This window comes from Bacillus sp. SIMBA_005 (assembly GCF_046535585.1).
GTDB lineage: Bacteria > Bacillota > Bacilli > Bacillales > Bacillaceae > Bacillus > Bacillus pumilus.
In genome coordinates this window covers 94,965-113,764 of record NZ_JAWRWI010000006.1, presented here as the reverse complement: position 1 = coordinate 113,764, position 18,800 = coordinate 94,965, and the positions used below count along the sequence as shown (strand labels likewise).

Sequence of the window (18,800 nt, the reverse complement as noted above, 5' to 3'; positions counted from 1 at the left end):
GCATTTCTCCCATCTATTTTCGTTTTAATCTCTGTTTACGGCGGTTTTTCCCATCTGCCATCGCCTGTTTGCGGAGATTAGATGATTCAGTGACAGCTTGCTTTTCTTCCTTCACGCCATGTATCTTCTTCAGTTCTGCAGCCAATGACGCGATCGTTGGATGACTATACATCATGACCACTGGAACCTCTATCCCATAAATTGATTTAATATGACCGCTCATCTGCAGCAAATCAAGGGATGTCGCACCCATTTCAAAGAAGTTCTCATTCACATCCGGTTCATGAGGAAAAAAGGAGCTGAGTGCATCACTCAATGAGACTTCTAGGCGATCATCTATGACCTGCGATATTTGTTGCGACGACTCTTTTTCCTCCTGCATAGGTGTTAAGCGGTGCTTTATTCTCTCACCCATGTCTCGAACAGAAACAAGAATTTGTGGATAGTCTAGACGAAGCACTTCCTGAAAGGCCTTGATTCCTTCTTCTGGTGAAATTCCCGGCTGCTCCTCGAGCGCCATCATGTCATTGACTTTGGCCGCTAATGCTGAGTCGTGTGCCATGCCGACTTTTTCCCATCGATCCCAGTTTAAAGAAATCACTGGCTTTCCTTCCTGCCTCTTCGCATGAGCAAAGCTGTCCATAAAAGCATTGGAAGCCGCATAAGCCACTTGTCCAGCCGCTCCAAGAAAAGACACTAGGGATGAACAAAGTAAAACGAAGTCGAGCGTTTCATTCTTGAGTGCTTCATCCAACACATAGGTCCCGTTGATTTTTGCCTGACACATGCGAATTTCATCGTCTGCTGTTCTTGCTTGGATGATCTTCCCATCTGCTTCTCCTGCCGCATGGATGACACCATGTAAATCGCCAAACGTTGTATGAGCCAGCTGGACCGCTTTCTGCACAGCGTCTTTATCCGACACATCACCGTGTACAGTTAGTACATCAGCTCCTAACTCTTCAAGAGTCATCAGCTTTTTCACGGTTTCAGCTTCTTTCCCATCTGCATCACTCAGCTCATGCCATGCAGAGCGTTCACGTATCTGTGATCGGCTGAGGAACACAAGTTTTGCTTGATACGTTTCTGCTAAATGTTGAGCTAGTGTGAAGCCAATGCCTCCCATACCGCCGGTCAGGAGGTAAACACCATGAGTCCTGAAAGGCTGCGTGGACGATTCCTCTTTACTTAAAGGTGTACTTGAAGCTTTTCGAACCCACCTGCTGTTCCCCCGATACGCCACAAGCGCCTCTTGATCGTGCATTGCCACCTCATATGAAAGAAATAGCGGCCAGTCCGCCTTTGTTTCCTGACATAAATCAACGTGCTGACACGCAATATGCTGATATTCTTGAGGAATGGTCAGAGCTAGTCCAGTGCATGTTGCTTGAAGAGGATTGACCTTCTCCATCCCGATGACATCATGCGCTTGATTTGTCACAAGATGAAGACGGATGGTTGTGTTATGATGCTGACTGATGAGCCTGACGAGATCGAGTACAGATAAGTAGTTTGGCTGATCACCTGTATCTTCTGTCAGTTCATCATGCATCCAGATGATCTCTTCCGGTATAAACCCAGATTGGTGCAGTTCAGCCATAACCCACTCTAAGTGTGACAGCATATGAACGTCAGCCTTCATCAACTGGTCATTTTCTTTGATCGTATGATCACTTTGACAGACGCTGACAACTTCTGCATGCCGTTCTTTCAAATAGTCGCCAATATGACCACTTTTCTCAAAAACCAAGATACGCTTCCCTTGATGATGCTGCTCTTTTAGTACAGGTGCAGAGCGCTCCCACACCGGTATATAAAACCAGTCTTCAAAATCAGCGGAGAATTTCTCACCCTTTTCTGATGGCGCTATAGCGGTCATCAGCTGATCTGCTTTAAACTGCGGAGAGGGGAATATTTGATGCTCGAATGGATATGTTGGCAGTGACACTCGATATGGGGCCTTTTCTTTTCTGACAGCGCTCCAGTTCGGTTCCACTCCAAAACTCCACAGCTTCCCTATAGCTTTTTTCATATATTCATCATCATCAGCTTGTTCTTTTGGGTGTCTCACCAATGAAACAGCTGCTGCTTTGTTCACATCATAGTCCTCATGTCGTTTCACAAATTGAGTCAACGTATGACCTGGCCCCACTTCAATGAAAACCACTTCTCCAAGTCCAAGTAACGTCTCTAATCCTTGACTAAATAAAACAGGCTGCCTGATATGAGATGCCCAGTAATCAGGCGATGATGCTTGCTCATTTGTTAACCAGTTCCCTGTCACATTCGAAAGAATCGGAATCTCGCCCTGTTGATAGGTGATTTCCGAGAGAACGTGCTTAAACTGTTCGGACGCTTCAGCCATCATACTCGTATGAAAGGCGTGAGAGGTTTTCAATGTTTGGACAGAAGCTCCTCTTTTTTCAGCTTGTTCGAGATAGATCTGTAATCGTTCTGAAGGACCGGAAACAACAGATAATTGCGAGCTATTCACCGCAGAAAGCTCGACACCTTCAGGAAGATCATGTTCAATCTCTTCGGCAGAGAGTGACACTCCGGCCATTTCACCCCGAGGCATTTTTTGCATCAAACTGCCTCTTTTTAAAACGATACGGATTGCATCTTCAAGGTGAATAATACCGGCCACGCAGGCAGCTGTTATTTCTCCAATGCTATGACCAATGAAATAATGCGGACGTATGCCTAGTCCCATCAGCTTCGATGCGAGCGCATACTCAAAACTAAACAAGATGATTTGTGTATATGATGTTTGCTGCATGAGCTGTTCTGCTTTTATGAACTCTTCTTCGGTTGTTGGGTATAACACGTTCTCGATCTCAACACCTGATAAAGATAAAATGATGGCAAAACATTTCTGAAGCATTTGTTTAAATTCAGGATCTTTCTCATATAAATCTTTGCCCATATTCACATACTGAGCACCTTGTCCAGAAAACATCCAGACGACTGCAGGCTGTTGAAAGGCCTTTTGCGGCTGTCCCGCTGACTGGAATGTGCGGTCAGGACCTGCAAGAAAAGCTTGTCGATAAGGAAAATGCTTTCTTCCCTCTTGCAGTGTAAAGGCAGCCTCGGATAGTGTGACACGCTTTTGATCTTTTAAATAAGATGTCATTTGTTCAGCAGATTTTTGAACCGCCTGCTTCGATCTTGCAGAAATCACCATTAGTTCATGATCTCTTTCTACTGACGGTTTGTCGGCGGCGGGTGCCTCTTCCATGATCAGATGTACATTCGTTCCACCGACTCCAAATGAACTAACTCCGGCACGCAGCGGCTGCTCTGTTTTCGTCCATGGTACGGGTGTTGTATTGACATAAAATGGACTTGATTCAAAATCAATTTTCGGATTCGGCTTTTTATAATGAAGGCTAGGCGGCAGCATCTGATGGTACAGACTAAGCGTTGTCTTGATAAAACCTGCAACCCCTGCGGCTGAATCAAGATGACCAATATTGGTTTTCACAGACCCAATCGCACAAAACTGTTTTTTATCCGTTTGAAAGGCTTTCTTTAGTGACTCAATTTCAACCGGATCTCCAAGAGTTGTACCTGTGCCATGTGCTTCAATATAAGAAATACTCTCAGCTTCTACACGACTGATGTTGAGTGCCTTTTTAATCACTTCGCTTTGTCCTTCTATACTTGGTGCTGTGTAGCCAACCTTCCGCCCGCCGTCATTGTTATAGGCTGAACCTTTAATCACGCCATAGATATGGTCCTTATCTTTTAGTGCCTGCTTTAATGATTTGAGCACAACAACGCCGCAGCCCTCACCGCCTACGGTACCTTCTGCCTGTTCATCAAAAGCCCGGCAGTGCCCATCTGGCGACATGATCATCCCCTCTTGATACATGTATCCTTTTTTGTGAGGGGTCGTAATGGTGACGCCGCCTGCGAGAGCCATTTTACATTCTCCGGTAATTAAGGCGCGTGCCGCCATATGAATGGCAGTCAAAGAGGAAGAACAAGCTGTATCAACAGCTACGCTCGGCCCCTTCAAATTCAATTTATAAGATACCTTTGTGTTCATGAAATCTTTATCTGTTAACTGAACAGCCGCAAATTGTTCGGATGAGTGATTCGTTCTCATCAGCATGGAAGCAGCTTGCCAATATAAATTAGCAGAGGCGGCTCCAAATAAACCAATTGGTTCCTGATAGGTTTCAGGGTTATAGCCTGCATCTTCAAGAGATTCCCACGCCACCTCATGAAACATGCGGATCTGCGGGTCCATTACTTCTGCTTCACGCTGTGAATAACCAAAGAAATCTGCATCAAAATGATCATGCTGATCAACTGCTCCTTTGGCACGTACATATTGCTCATGATCCAATGCTTCTTTCTCAACCCCTGCCTCAAGCAGCTCTTCCTTCGAAAAGAACGTAATAGACTCTCTTCCATTTGCAAGGTTGTCCCAAAAGTGATGAATATTCTTTGCTCCTGGAAAACGGCAGGCCATCCCAACCACTGCAACCTCTAATCCTGTGAACTTACTCATCTATCATCCCGCCTAACAGTTGAGCGGCACTTTCTAAGTCATCCGCTTCATTTTCTCCATCATCTTCGATTTGTTTCTCTTGCCCTGATGCTTTGTTTTTTATTTGAGCAGCTATTTGTGAAACAGTTGTAAATTGGAACAGCTCCATCACTGTCAGCTCCTGCTGAAATTCCTCTTTCACTTTATTGGACAACTCAACGATATTAAAAGAGTTCCCGCCTAAGTCAAAAAACGGTTCATCTATACGAATCTGCGAAGCAGGGACTTGTAAAATAGAGGCGAAAATACGAATAAGCTTCTGCTCTGTTTCATTATGTGCTTGAATGGTCATAGGCTCTTGATTGTCTACCAGCTGATCTTCTGGATTCGGCAGTGCTTGGATATCCAATTTCCCTGATAGATTCAAAGGAAATTGCTCTATTTGGATGACATGTCTCGGCACCATATAACCTGGTAATCTATCACTTAAAGACTGACGAAGCGCGCGCTGATCTATCACTTGTTTTGCCATCATGTATGCGCAAATGTATTGGTCCTGATCCTGCGTTTCCTTAGGAATGACAATGACATCTTGAATCAATCCTTGCATATGCGGGTCATCAAGAATCGCTCTGCGGATTTCCTCTAGCTCAATTCGATATCCCCTAATTTTCACTTGACTGTCGTTTCTCTTTGCAAATTCTAATAAACCATCAAACCGCCATCTTGCAAGGTCTCCCGTACCATATAACATCCCGCTGCTGAGCTCTGGTTTTTCAATAAATTTCTCCTTGCTCAGATCAGGGTGATTGATGTACCCACGACCTACACCATCGCCTGTTATATATAACTCTCCAAAGACGCCAATCGGAACTGGCTCTCCTTGCGCATCACATATGAAAATATGCTCATTCGGCATCGGCTGTCCAATAGGAATGACTTGCTCATCCCAGTCTTGGGGAATCAAAAAGGATGATGACTGAACCGTACATTCAGTCGGCCCATACGCATTAATCATGATCGGTTTTTCACCTGATATATGCTGTAAAAATTGATCCATCAGCTCTTTTGTGAACACCTCTCCGCCAACCAGCAACATGTTCAACGCAGGCAGGTCTTGTCTTGATTGCGCTGCTGCTTTGTTCATCAGCTTCAAGTGGGAGGGGGTCACATCAGACAGCTGAATGTGATGTTCTTGGTAAAACGACCATAACGCATGCCCATCCATACGGACTTCATCTTTGGCAATATGCAGCGTATGTCCGAGGAGCAATGCTGGGAACAATGTTTGAACAGACGCATCAAAAATGTGTGAAGCTAGCATCCCTACTTGCAAAGGATCAGGGAGTAGATCAAAAAAGCGCGTTTTCATTCCATATACCAAATTTATGACATGACGATGTTCAATAACGACACCTTTCGGATGCCCTGTTGTACCTGATGTATACAGGACATACGCCATATCGGAAGGCGAGATAGACCAAGTCAGATTCTCTTTTATTGATGATTCTTGAAGCATGTCTTGAATCACATGAACCTCGACATCCAATCCTTCGTGTCCTTCTGCATCCGAGACAATAGCTGCAGCGCCGCTGTTTTTGAGCATATACCGAATTCTTTCGATCGGCAGATGGACATCAATCGGTAAATAAGCATAGCCCGCCTTTAAGATGCCAAGAATGGCAATGACTAGTTCAGCAGATCGATACATTTTGAGTCCAACAGGAGTCTCACGTGTTATCTGACTTTGAGACAGTCTAAGCGCAATGCGATCAGATAAATGATCAACCTCTTCATATGTATAGGAGGTAGTACCAAACACAACAGCCGTTCGTGCTGGATGCAATTGAACTTGTTGTTGAAATAAAGACACAATATCACGGTCCACTGGATAAGCGAGCGACTCCCCTTGAAACGAATCAAACAGCTGACTTTTCTCTACATCAGATAAAAATGAGTGTGTGCTCATCATTTGCTCAGGCGTTTCGAGACATTGCTCTGTGAATCCCATGAAATGATTGGAGAACTGCTCCATCATGTGGTCATCATAAATGGAAGCATCCCAGTGAACTTCAGCATGAAGGTGATCTTGTTCTTTCTTCCAAACAATAAGCACATCCGCATGCAGCTGCTCTCGGTCAGCATGCCCATGCAATGGTTCAAATGCACATGCCAGATTGACACGCTTCTTGTCTTCTCCTACTGAACGCCAAAGCTCATCCATTAATATTTGAACAGGATAGTTTTGATGACGCACTGCCTCCTGAAACGATTGTTTCACTGCCTCTAGCCCTGCGCTAAAGCTCATATGAGGCTCAATCTCTGCCTTAAGCGGCAGCATATGATTGATGGCGGATTGATTGGCAGACTGTTCCATTGTAGGAACAGTCACCATCAACTCAGTTTTTCCGCTATAACGTTGAAGCAAGCCAAAAGCTGCTGTGGTTAGCACGATAAACAGCCGCAAATCAGAATCTCCGCATAATTGTTTTAACGAATGATTCATAGCCACAGGGAAGGACGAATGAAGCGATCGGTTCATTGCAGCAGGTTCGGCCTTTGAAACCGTATGAGGAATGCGGCCATCAAGCTGGACACCTGATAAGATCGATGTCCAGTAGGCTCTTTCCCTCACCCTTTCCTTCGCCGCTGCTTTCAGTTGAAAATCATCATGTTCAATCACTCTTCCATTCACCTCTTTACTTATATTTTCAAGTCATCTAATTCGAAAAGAGATACGTCATCTAATTGCTGGAACGAAGAAGTCAGTTCGATCTCCTCTATTCTTACAGCATCTATTGAAACAGCCCGCATGATGTCTTTCAGCAAGCCCGCAATCCGCTCTATGGTTTCCTCTGTGAAAAGCTCAGTATTATATTCGATCGTTGAAGAAAGACCGTCTTCCTGCTCATACGCAATCCAGAGTAAATCAAAGCGTGACGTTCCTGTCTCATACGGATAATCACTAAAGGTTAAACCGCCTACCTTCAGTTCTGGCTGATTCATGTTTTGCAAGGCGAACACAGCATCAAACAATAGATTCCGGCTGACACTCCGGCTTAACTGAAGGTCTTGAACCATTTGTTCATACTGATAGTCTTGATGTCCGAAATCATCGATGACGTGTGCTTTCACATCCTCTAGGAATTGCTGGTACGTCAGCTCTGCTTTAGGATACAAACGAAGTGGCAGCATATTGACAAAAATACCGATCACTTGCTGCAGCTCCTCTTGTTTTCTCCCTGCTACCGGAACCCCGACCGTGATATCTGATTGTCCGCTTAATTTGTGAAGCAAAATCTGATATACACTTAACAAGCCCATAAACAGTGTGGCGTCTTCCTTTAAAATCACCTGTTTAAATGCGTTTAGCTCCGCTTCTTCTATACGGAACGTATAATGCCCGCCGCGGAATTGTCTCACCACTGGTCGATCGAAATCTGTTGGCAGATCAAGGAGGGGGGCACCCTCTAACCGATCTTTCCAGTAATCACTCGATTCTTTCAGTGCTTCTGATGCTAGCAGGTCATTTTGCCATTCTGAAAAATCTTTATATTGCAGAGCGAGAGGCTCAAGCGTCCTGCCGTCATATAACTGCATAAAGTCATTGACCAAAATATCTTGAGAAAGACCGTCTGAAATAATGTGGTGCATGTCCAGCATGAGCACGAATTCCTCTTCTGCCAGCTTCATCACACCGACTCTCATCAATGGAGCCTCACTTAACGTAAAGGCAGTCAAAAATTGTTCAATCACTTGTTTTTGCTCTTCCTCAGATCCTTGTGTCGATCCCTTAGTGAGGTCAAATAATGTGACTGCAAATGGTACCTCTTCTTCAATCTTTTGATAAGGGACACCATTCTCTAATACAAACGCAGTCCGCAAACTTTCGTGTCTCTTAATAAGCTGCTGAAATGCCCATTCCAACCTGCTAATATCGAGTTTCCCTTTGATTCGTCCCGCTTTAAACTCGTTGTATCCTGTGCTGTTTACATCCATTTGCTGCATGAGATACAACCGTTTTTGCGCAGACGACAAAGGATAATGCTCCTTCACTTCGGCTTTTTCAATCGCATGATAAGCAGCAGTATCTGCTTGATCGATATATGCTGCCATTAATCGTATCGTAGGTATTTGGAAAAATTGTGGAAGCGTCAGCTCTACACTAAATGCACGATGAATGATACCAATGAAGGTAATCGCCTTTAGAGAATCTCCACCCATTTCAAAGAAATGATCATCTATGCCAATTTCATCAATCTTAAAGAAAGCTTGCCAATGTTGACTTAATGCTTTCTCCAGCTCCGTTTCTGGTGCCGCATAATTCGTGGAAAGCGCTGGACGAGAATACAAATTGCCATCTTGTTCATGCTCACCGCCGCTCTCTTCCTCAAGGGATAAACGGTCTACATATCGGTGAATACGATCATGTAAAGATGTTGTTGAAATAACCATTTGTTCCACTTGATCCAGTGAAAGCAATCGTTCAAAGATCATTCTTCCTTCTTTTTCTGTAATTAACGTTTCGGTGACATCATCTCCGATTGGAAGATCAAGCTGCTTCCCTTGCTCAAATTCCCAGCCGTCAAAGCTAATGACAGACCACTGTGTTTCTGAACGTAGATTGCGTTCATACACGTACGCATCGATGAAATGATTCACAGCTGTATAAGCTGTAAAGCCGAGTCCGCCCAAGATCGGTGACAAAGATGACAGGACAAAACAGAAATCAAGGGATCGATCACCTAAGGCATCATCAAGATGAAGTACACCATTCATCTTCGCTTCAAAATGCGGCTCCGAAAAAGTGACATCTGTTTGCTCCATCACCTGGAAGGATTGGTCGCCTGTCACTCCAGCTGCATAGATCACGCCATTGATCTGTCCATATGACGCATCCACTGTGTTGATCAATTGCTGGATATCTTCCTTGTGACGAACGTCTACTTTCTGAATAAGAACGTCTGCGCCTGCCTCTTCCAGTGCCATGACCCTTTGTATTTTTTTCTTTGTTGGATCCTGATCATCATGCGTAGACAGCCATTCTTGCCACTTGCTCCTATCAGGGAGTCCAGATCTGCTCGTTAAGATCAATGTTCCCTGTGTTTGCTCGGCCAAAGTCTGGGCGATATTCAATCCAATAAACCCAAGTCCGCCAATTAAAATGTACACACCATCTTTTTTAGCCAAATGAGCATGTCCCGTTTCGGGAACTGAACCTTTCGCGTACTTTTTCACATATCGTTTATTTCGTCGATAGACCGTGAGAAGCGGTCCAGACGCTCGATCTAGCTCATCGCTTATTTGCTTTAGCAATCTCTTTTCTTGAACCCCATTTTCCACTGGACGATCAATATCAAGAATGCGGTAACGTAAGTTCGGTGTTTCTTGTGAAATCACCATGGCAGGCCCTAGATGGACCGCTTTTTCAGGATAAAGTACAGGCTCACCGCCAACGGCATACGTCAATGAGGAAAGTACTGTAATCGATACCTTTTGGTCCAACACATATTTTTTCAGTGCCTGGCCGATGTAAAGCAAGGAGTAATAAGCTTCTTGCTGCGTTTGCTTCACCCATTCTTCTTCCGTTTGAGATGGCTGTCTTTCTGAAAGCCCCCATAGATGGCAAACTTTTGACACGTTGATTTCGTCATCTGCCAGATTTGATATGAGCCTTTCATAATCAGATGGCTCTTGTGACCGAATGGTATAGCTTTTTTCGTCATGCTTCGTAAATTCATTTCCTTTACGAACCATGACGGACTCGTTCCGTTTCGTCAGGAGCTCAGCCGTAACCTTCTCTCCAAATGCAGATGGATCTGCAAACAAAAGCAAGGCTCCGTCAGACGTATCTTCTAATGGCACGCAAGGTAAAAGATCCGCTTCCCAATGAGGGGTATAGAACCATTCATCCATTTGCTGCTTTCGTCCAGACTGCTTTGGTTTGTCTTGTTTCACACGATCTGCTGCATCATACCAATAGGAGGTTTGATCAAATGCATACGTTGGCAGCGGCATTTTCCGCGGCTGACGGTTTAAATGGAACCTATCCCAATCAATAGATAATCCGTTTGTCCATAGACGTCCAATTTGACCAAGTAAAAATTCAGTATCCGTCACATCTTGTTTTGCATGCCTTAACACATGACATACATGCTGGTTCAGGCCGTTCAGCGACCGATTGACCATCACGCTTAAATCTTGTCCTGGTCCAATCTCAATTAATTGAATATTGTCCTCTTGTAAAATATTTGTGATCCCTTCAGCAAAACGAACTGTATCGGTCATATGCCTTTTCCAATAAGACATATCCTTCGCTCTCGTATCTGTCATCCAATCTCCTGACAAATTCGAAATGAATGGAATGCGAAGAGACTCGGCTTTCATATGTGTTAATTTTTCTCCGAATTGCTCAGCTGCCTCCTTCATGACATGTGAGTGGGCGGCAATGGTTCCACCTAATCGCATACACATCAATCTGTTGCTTTTCAGCTCTTGTTCAAATTCACTGATCGCCTCTTCTAGACCTGACACAATACATGATGAATCATTGACAACCGCGAGAGAAATATCTTTTGGAAGCATCGGTTTGAGCTCTGCCTCAGGTAATGGAACACTCATCATGACGCCAGCTGGTGACGACTGCATCGCATTCGCACGATAGGCGACCATGGACATTGCGTCCTTTAAGCTGAATAGCCCTGATATGGCGGCTGCCGTTAATTCGCCAAAGCTATAGCCGATCATTGCATCAGGACGAACGCCCCATTCAATGAAAAGCATGGATAAGGCATATTCAATGGCAAAAATGGCTGGCTGTGCATATTGAGTACTTGCCAATTGTTCACGCGCCTTTTCTGTTTCAGCCGCTAATGGGTACAGAATACGTGCAAGACTTCGCCCCGTTGCTTCTTCATATGCTTGAAAACAAGCATCCATTTGCTTCTTAAAGTAAGGCTCTTCCCGGTACAGATCTAATCCCATATTGAGATATTGATTGCCTTGTCCAGAAAACATAAAAATAATCTTTTGTTTCTCCACATGCGAATGCATGAGCTTTCCAATGCCCTTGCCTTGCTTTTCTGTTAATACGCGTAAAGCATCTTCTCTGCTTGCCGCAACAAATGTCTGACGGAAACCAAAGGATTGTCTTCCTGTTTGCAGCGTATAAGCTGCGTCTGCCAAATTGATAGAAGGCGTGTTGTCTATTTGGCTTGCGAGTTTGGCTTTCATTCGTTCCAAGCTCGTTTTGCTCTTTGCTGAAAGAACAAGCAGCTCAGCAGAACGAGGCATTTGCTGACGGTCTCTTTGTGGCGCTTCTTCTAATATGACATGTGCATTCGTTCCACCCATTCCAAATGAGCTCACCCCAGCCCGCCGCAAATGGGAAGCTGGCTGCTTCCAGTCGGTCAGCTCAGTATTGACAAAGAAAGGACTATGATCAAATGCAATGTTTTCATTGGCTTTTTTGAAGTGAAGACTAGGTACAAATGTGTGATGCTGAAGCGAAAGCACAGCTTTGATCAAGCCAGCTGCTCCTGCCGCTGCATCCAAATGTCCAATATTGGTTTTCACAGACCCAATGCGGCAAAATTGTTTTTTCTCTGTGTCGAAAGCCTTTGTGAGCGCCTCTATTTCAATCGGATCACCAAGTGATGTGCCAGTTCCATGTGTTTCCACATATTCAATCGTATCTGGTGAAACATCTGCTTGATGCAGGGCATCCTGAATGACACGTGTCTGTCCTTCGACGCTTGGAGCATTGAAACCAACCTTTTGATCACCATCATTGTTGATGGCAGAGCCTTTAATGACTGCATAAATATGGTCGCCATCTTCTATGGCTTCACTAAGTGCTTTTAAAGCAACAAGACCAACACCATCTCCGCCAACAGTTCCATCCGCTTGATCGTCAAAGGCGCGGCAGTGGCCATCACTTGATTTCACCATGTTCTGTTGATAAACATAGCCTGATTTCACTGGGTGCAGGATTGACACACCTCCCGCAAGAGCTACATCTGAATCACCATTCGCAATGGATTGACAGGCCAAATGCAAGGCGACCAAAGAAGTTGAACAAGCGGTTTGCAGCGTAAGCGCCGGTCCTTTCAAATTCAATTTATGGGCAATTCTTGTACTTACGGTGTACGTATCATTGAGTGAACCCACTTCAAACAGCTCTGACATACTGCTATCAAGGGAAGCGGCAAAACGCTGAATCCATTGGAAGTTCGATGTGGACCCAGTAAACAACCCGACCTTACCCGTATAATCTTCTTGCACATACCCCGCATCTTCCAGCGCCTTATAGGCGTACTCATGCAGGAGACGTATTTGAGGATCCATCATTTCTGCCTGACCTGGCGAATAGCCGAAGAAGGATGCATCAAATAAATCAGGTCCATCAATGACACCTTTTGCCCTCACATAATCGGATCGTTCGAAAGTTTGACGGTCAATACCGGCTTCTAGCAGTTCTTCATCGGAAAAGAAGGAAATTGATTCTTCTCCATTCTTCAAATTTCGCCAAAATGCCTCAACATTTTTCGCACCTGGGAATTTACCAGCCATTCCAATAATGGCAATCGGCTCATTGGCTTTTCTTGTCTTTTGTTTTACAGGCTGCGCGTCTGCCGCTACTTGCTCTGAATCGCCACTTAAATATGCGGCAAGCTCTCTAATCGTTGGGCGGCGGAACATTTCGACCATCGGAATGCTTTGATTCAATTGCTTAGCGAGCTGTTGATTGACGTGGATCAAATTGAGTGAATGCCCGCCAATGTCAAAGAATTTGTCATGGACACTTACCTCATCTAAACCGAGGACTTTTTTCCAAATGTCTTGAATAACTTTCTCCGTATCAGAAAGATTGGCAGATCCCGCCTGTTTTTTCGTTTGCTGCGCCTGTTTCAAAGCAGGTAAAGCTCGTTTATCTAGTTTGCCATTTGCAGTCAATGGCATATCGTCCAATTGAACAAAGTGAGTTGGGATCATATAATCCGGCAGTTGATCAGCCAACGCTTGTTTTATTGCCGCTTGATCAAGTATGGCTGTCGTAACAACATATGCGGCCAAACATGGTGTACCAGAAGCATCTGGCTTTACAACAACTGCTGCTGCTTTTATTCCTGGCTGTTCATTCAGCCAAAATTCAATTTCACCAGTTTCAATCCGGTAGCCTCTCAGCTTCACTTGATCATCATTTCGACCTAAAAATTGAATGAGCCCATTAGGGAGAATGCGCGCTGCATCACCTGTTTTATAAATTTTTTCACCTGGCTGGAAAGGGTGGTTGACAAATCTTTCTTCGGTTAGTTCTGGGCGATTCAAATAGCCTTTTGCGACACCTTTTCCGCCAATATATAATTCACCGACGGCTCCTTCCGGCATGAGATTCATATGTCTGTCAAACAGAAGAATATCTGTATGCTGTGCAGGCTTTCCGATCGGTACATACACGTCTTGATCAAGATCCTGATCATATTGATGAATCATACAGCCAACGACCGTTTCAGTTGGTCCATATTCATTCACAATTTCAATTGGCTGCGGGAAGGACTGCTGAATGGTTTTCGCTAAAGATGTTTCCAGCTGCTCTCCGCCTAAAATGAAACATTTCATTTGGCTGTCTGGGAAAGACAAATGCTTAATAAACTGTAAATGAGATGGTGTCAGTTTCATCACATGCACGCGATTGTCTTTTATGATGTCTTCGACAAGCAGCTGCCGGTTTTCATGGTGATAAATCATGATGGTATTTCCTGAAATGAGCGGCGTGAAAATAGAAGTAACCGTCAGGTCAAAGGACAGTGAAGTGTACAAAGCAAAATGCCTTGTTTCTCCTCGAACATATACTTGCTTCGCCCATTCAATATAGTTGGCTAAGCCAAGATGATGAATGAGTACACCTTTTGGTCTTCCGGTCGTTCCTGATGTATAAATGCAGTAGGCTGTTTGGTCTGAGGTGATGGCTTCTGCCAAGTTGTCTGATGGTCCGGTATATAGATCCGGCTGCGTGATATCGATTTTTTCTCCATGATAGGCGTAGGTGAGCCCTTTTATTGGGTGAGTTAAGAGCCATTCCACTCCGCTGTCTTCTAATAGATATTCTATTCGTTCCTGCGGATATTCAGGATCAATCGGCACGTATGCACCGCCAGCTTTTAAGATCGCTAAGCATGCTATCACCATTTCAATGGAATGCTCTGCTAAAATGCCGACACGCTGCTCCTGTTTGACCCCTTTGTTTTGTAAATAATGTGCGAGCTGGTTCACTCTCTTATTGAGTTGTTCATATGTAACCGTCGTATCGCCAAACTCAACTGCAGCTGCTGCTGGCGTTCGCTCTACTTGTGCTTCAAATAGGTCAATCACCGTTGGCTCATTGCTAGATGTTGCTCCGCCATATTGCCGGAAGACCGCCAACTGCTTTTCTTTCTCTTCTTCTGATAGCAGCTGTAGTTGAGCAGCAGTTTTGTGCGGATGGGCACAGGCATCAGACAGGAGATGAAGAAAATGCTGACACCACTTTTCGATTTGCTCAGCTGAAAAGCTGACGGGGTTATACACCAATGAAAAGTGCAGCTGATCATCAAATGCCTGGACACTAAGCGTGAGATCGAATTCTGTCTGCTCAGTCATCTCAAATCCACGAATACGAATTGGCTGATCGTTTTTCGTGAGCATTTGATCTAATGGATAGTTTTCAATGACGACGATTGAATCAAATAATGATTGCTCTGCAGTCATTCCTGCATAATTCTTTAAGGCAGATAGCGGGGTATGTTCATATTCATTTCTTACAGCGATCTCACGGCTCACTTCCTGTATCTGTTCAAGAATTGGCCGTTCCTGTTCGAATGAGACCCGCAGCGGTAATGTGTTAATGAACAGCCCAGTCATCTTTTCAATATGAGGGACATCTGCATTTCTCCCCGATACTGTTGTCCCAAACACAATATCATCTTGGTTGGCATACTTAGATAGCAAAACTCCCCACAGCGTATACATCACAGATGCCAGCGTCACGTCATATTGATTCGTGAATTTGCTCAGGCTCTCGGCAACGGAAGTATCCACTTGATGTTCATATTGATGAAACACTTCTGAATGTTCATATGCGCCGCTTGACTTCGGAAGCAGTTCTGCATAACTCCAGCCGTTGAAAACATTTTTCCAATAGGCGGCTTGTGCTTCAGTCTGTTGAAGGTTTTTCTGCTGCCATTTGACAAAGGATTGGTAGGATGGTCTTTGTTCCAGAAGAGGTTTGTCCCCATTCGATAAGCGCTCATATGCACTCATCCAATCGCTTAATACAATCCCAAGGCTCCAGCCGTCCAATAAAATGTGATGGAAGCTAATGAGAACCCAGCTGACTTCATCATTCACTTCACATAACGTCAGGCGAAATGGGACTTCCTGCAGATCAAAGCGTTCTTCTCGGTTCTGTGCCGTTACCTCTTCTTTCAGCACATGAAGAGGCTCCTTCGCTTGTGTCAAATCACGATAACGAATGTCTGGCTGATGCTGCTTCATCACAATTTGTACTGGTCTTGCGAGTTCCTGCCATCTGAACAATGTTCTAAGCATTTCATGCTGTTTGGTGACATTCGTCCATGATTGTTCAAAAATGTCTCGATCTATTGGTCCGTCTATTTCGATCAGCAGTTGTTCAAAATAAGCTGTTCCGTTCGGTTCCATTAAATGATGAAACAGCAGTCCTTCTTGGATCGTAGTGATACCTAACATATTTTCAATGTTCTGTTTATCCAGCTTCTGCGGCTGTAAGGCCATGGGCTCATCTCCTTTCTCTCTAAGAATGTTTCACGAAATAATGGCGTAAACCATAGTTAGCAATAACCTGCTGCTGAATTTGCGAAGTCCCTTCAATAATTTCAAGCACCTTCGCTTCACGATATAGTCTTGAAGCTGAGTTTTCCCGGCTAAATCCACTTCCGCCATGAATTTGGACATTTGTATTTGTAATGTCAACAGCGATTTTAGAAGTGAAATATTTTGCAATGGATGTTTCTGTGATCGCATCAGGATGATTCGCTTCTCTCATTTCCCCGGCCTTTAGACATAAAGCTCTCGCTGCATGGAGCTGAGTCACTGCATCCCCGATCATGCCTTTGATCATTTGATGCTTGTACAATTTTTCATTAAACTGTGTTCTTTTACGCGAATACGTGACAAGAGAATCAACAGCTTCTTGTGCGATGGCAAGCCCTGCCCAAGCGACACTGTATCTTCCATGGTCTAATGCAAGTGACACCACATGGTTAAATCCGCCCCCAACTGGTCCTAAGACACAGTCTTCATGCACCCGGACATGATCAAAGGTCATTTCCGCTAAATATGACGCTCGGTTGGCCATCATTCCTGTAATTCTCTCAATCTCTACACCCGGCTGATCGCGATCGACAAGGAATGCCGTGACTTGTTCACCGTCTCTTGCAATCACAATAAAGAAATCGGCAATCGCTCCAAAGGAAATCCATTTTTTCGTCCCACTTAATACATAGGATTGTCCTTCCTTTTGATAGCTTGTTTCAACATGATTGGCATCTGAACCAATATTCGGCTCTGACAAAGCAAAGGCTCCGATTTTTTCTCCTTTAGCTAATTCAACAAGCCAGCCTTGTTTTTGATCTTCTGTTCCATAACGAAGAATGGCTTCTCCTACAAGTGAATTTACTGTCAATAATGTGCGTACATTACAGCAAGCTTTTCCCACTTGTTCTGTGAACTGTCCATATGCGATCGGATCAAGCCCCAGCCCTTGATAGGAAGAAGGGATACCTGCTGCCAAGTAGCCTCGTTTCGCCATATCTCGAATCAGTGACTCTGGCAAATGTTCCGTCTCATCGAATTCATTGGCAAACGGACGGATATGTTCATCGCAATACTGGCGAATGTCTTCAATGGCATTGATCGTTTGTTCAGCTGTTTTCATGAAGAGCCGCCCCCTGTTGTTTTCTCTCAATTAAGGCGACAATGCGATTGACCGTACTAAAATGAGCAATGTCGAGGTCTTCGTTGTCTAATTGGAATTGAAAGTCATGTTCGATATAGTTCACTAGTTTCATCGCAAATAGAGAATTCACAAAGCCTTGTTCAAAAATATGATCATCATTTCCAAGCTCAATTTCCTCATCAAATACCACTAGGTTTTGCTCGATATAGGCTCTTACTTGTTCGTGTAGGTTCATGATTTAATCTCCTCGCTTTTCGCTTTTTTATTGTTTGGCTGGGTCTTTCTGATTTAATTCGATATTGACATCTACGTATTCTGGGAAAGGCTGTATCATGCTTAAATCATTTTCAAACAAGATATAGCCATCCTCCCCCTTCTCAATTTCTTTGAAATTGGCAAACTTATATGTGATGTACATCATACGGTTTCGATCGGTTTGTTTAAAATCAGCGACAAGCCGCTTTCCTCGCTTTTTCGCTTCTTGCAAAATCGTTGTGAGTAAGATGGTCCCGACACCACGAGACATGACGCGGCAAGACATAAGCAGCAGTTTGACATGCCATGTGTCACCTGTTTCTTCTATTAATGAGAGTCCAATTTTTCCATAGGAACCGAATTTATCTTCAAGTTCACAGACAAGCAGCAAGTGGGAATCTGATTGACGGAAGAAATCAAGCTCTTCATAATCGTAGGTTTTCCCGCTCGCATTTAATTGATTGGTACGGACGGTCAATTCTTCAGCGCGCTGGAGGTCTTGTTCTCCTGCTTCTGATATCACGAATTTCATTTGTAAAGACGCCAAGAATTTCTCAGGCGGCCCTTCATATTTCTCTTCTTCCTGCTGCCTTTTGTCCGCTTCTAAGTACATTCTTCTGCGTCGTCTAGCATCTTCTGTGATAAAGACTGGACGCAGGCGCTCATCAGTGAGTAATGACAGATAATCCACTGCATCCCAGCACGTAATCTCTGGATGAACAGCCTTCACTTCTTCCCGCTCAAATGGCTGATCATCAATAAAGAGAATGGTATCTTTATGAATATTTAGGCGCTCACTAATTCTCTCTAATGAACTAGATTTGGCATTCCAATGAATCTCTGGATAGAGAAAGAAATGTTCAATTCCGAAGGCAGAAAGCTTTTCCTTCACGGCTGCTTCATCATTCCGGCTTGCTATAGAAAGAAGGATGCCGCGCTTATCTAACTCTGTTAGTACTTCCTTCATCGATGGTTTTAACGTCACTTCATCTGACTCAAGTAAAATTCCATCCCATAATGTATGATCTAAATCCCAGACAACACACTTGATTTGCTTAGCCATTGGTTATT

Annotated in this window: 6 protein-coding genes; all 6 read right to left on the bottom strand. The window is 44.1% G+C overall.

The window, feature by feature from the left end:
• Nucleotides 1–13: 13 nt before the first annotated feature.
• The 6 genes from SB660_RS11650 to SB660_RS11625 are packed head-to-tail and all read right to left on the bottom strand — an operon-like array spanning nt 14 to nt 18,792.
• Complete coding sequence (locus tag SB660_RS11650) at nt 14–4,519, bottom strand: SDR family NAD(P)-dependent oxidoreductase (protein WP_410582660.1); 4,506 nt, start codon at nt 4,517–4,519, stop codon at nt 14–16.
• Nucleotides 4,512–7,181, bottom strand: coding sequence for a non-ribosomal peptide synthetase (locus tag SB660_RS11645; RefSeq protein ID WP_410582658.1), 2,670 nt, complete (start codon nt 7,179–7,181; stop codon nt 4,512–4,514). The genes SB660_RS11650 and SB660_RS11645 overlap by 8 nt, the downstream gene beginning before the upstream one ends.
• Nucleotides 7,182–7,201: 20 nt before the next feature.
• Nucleotides 7,202–16,291: an amino acid adenylation domain-containing protein gene (locus tag SB660_RS11640; protein WP_410582656.1), complete on the bottom strand. Its 9,090-nt coding sequence runs from the start codon at nt 16,289–16,291 to the stop codon at nt 7,202–7,204.
• Nucleotides 16,292–16,310: 19 nt separating this feature from the next.
• Nucleotides 16,311–17,453: an acyl-CoA dehydrogenase family protein gene (locus SB660_RS11635; RefSeq protein WP_410582654.1), complete on the bottom strand. Its 1,143-nt coding sequence runs from the start codon at nt 17,451–17,453 to the stop codon at nt 16,311–16,313.
• Nucleotides 17,440–17,709, bottom strand: coding sequence for an acyl carrier protein (locus SB660_RS11630; RefSeq protein ID WP_003214412.1), 270 nt, complete (start codon nt 17,707–17,709; stop codon nt 17,440–17,442). Before SB660_RS11630 ends, SB660_RS11635 begins: the two co-directional genes overlap by 14 nt.
• Before the next feature lie 27 nt (nt 17,710–17,736).
• Nucleotides 17,737–18,792 (bottom strand): HAD-IIIC family phosphatase, encoded by a 1,056-nt coding sequence (locus tag SB660_RS11625; RefSeq protein ID WP_410582652.1) that lies wholly within the window; start codon nt 18,790–18,792, stop codon nt 17,737–17,739.
• Nucleotides 18,793–18,800: the final 8 nt, after the last annotated feature.

Coding starts and splice junctions, on each gene's coding strand:
- SB660_RS11640 (WP_410582656.1), bottom strand. CDS start 16,291: ATGGCCTTACAGCCGCAGAAGCTGGATAAACAGAACATTGAAAATATG.
- SB660_RS11630 (WP_003214412.1), bottom strand. CDS start 17,709: ATGAACCTACACGAACAAGTAAGAGCCTATATCGAGCAAAACCTAGTG.
- SB660_RS11650 (WP_410582660.1), bottom strand. CDS start 4,519: ATGAGTAAGTTCACAGGATTAGAGGTTGCAGTGGTTGGGATGGCCTGC.
- SB660_RS11625 (WP_410582652.1), bottom strand. CDS start 18,792: ATGGCTAAGCAAATCAAGTGTGTTGTCTGGGATTTAGATCATACATTA.
- SB660_RS11635 (WP_410582654.1), bottom strand. CDS start 17,453: ATGAAAACAGCTGAACAAACGATCAATGCCATTGAAGACATTCGCCAG.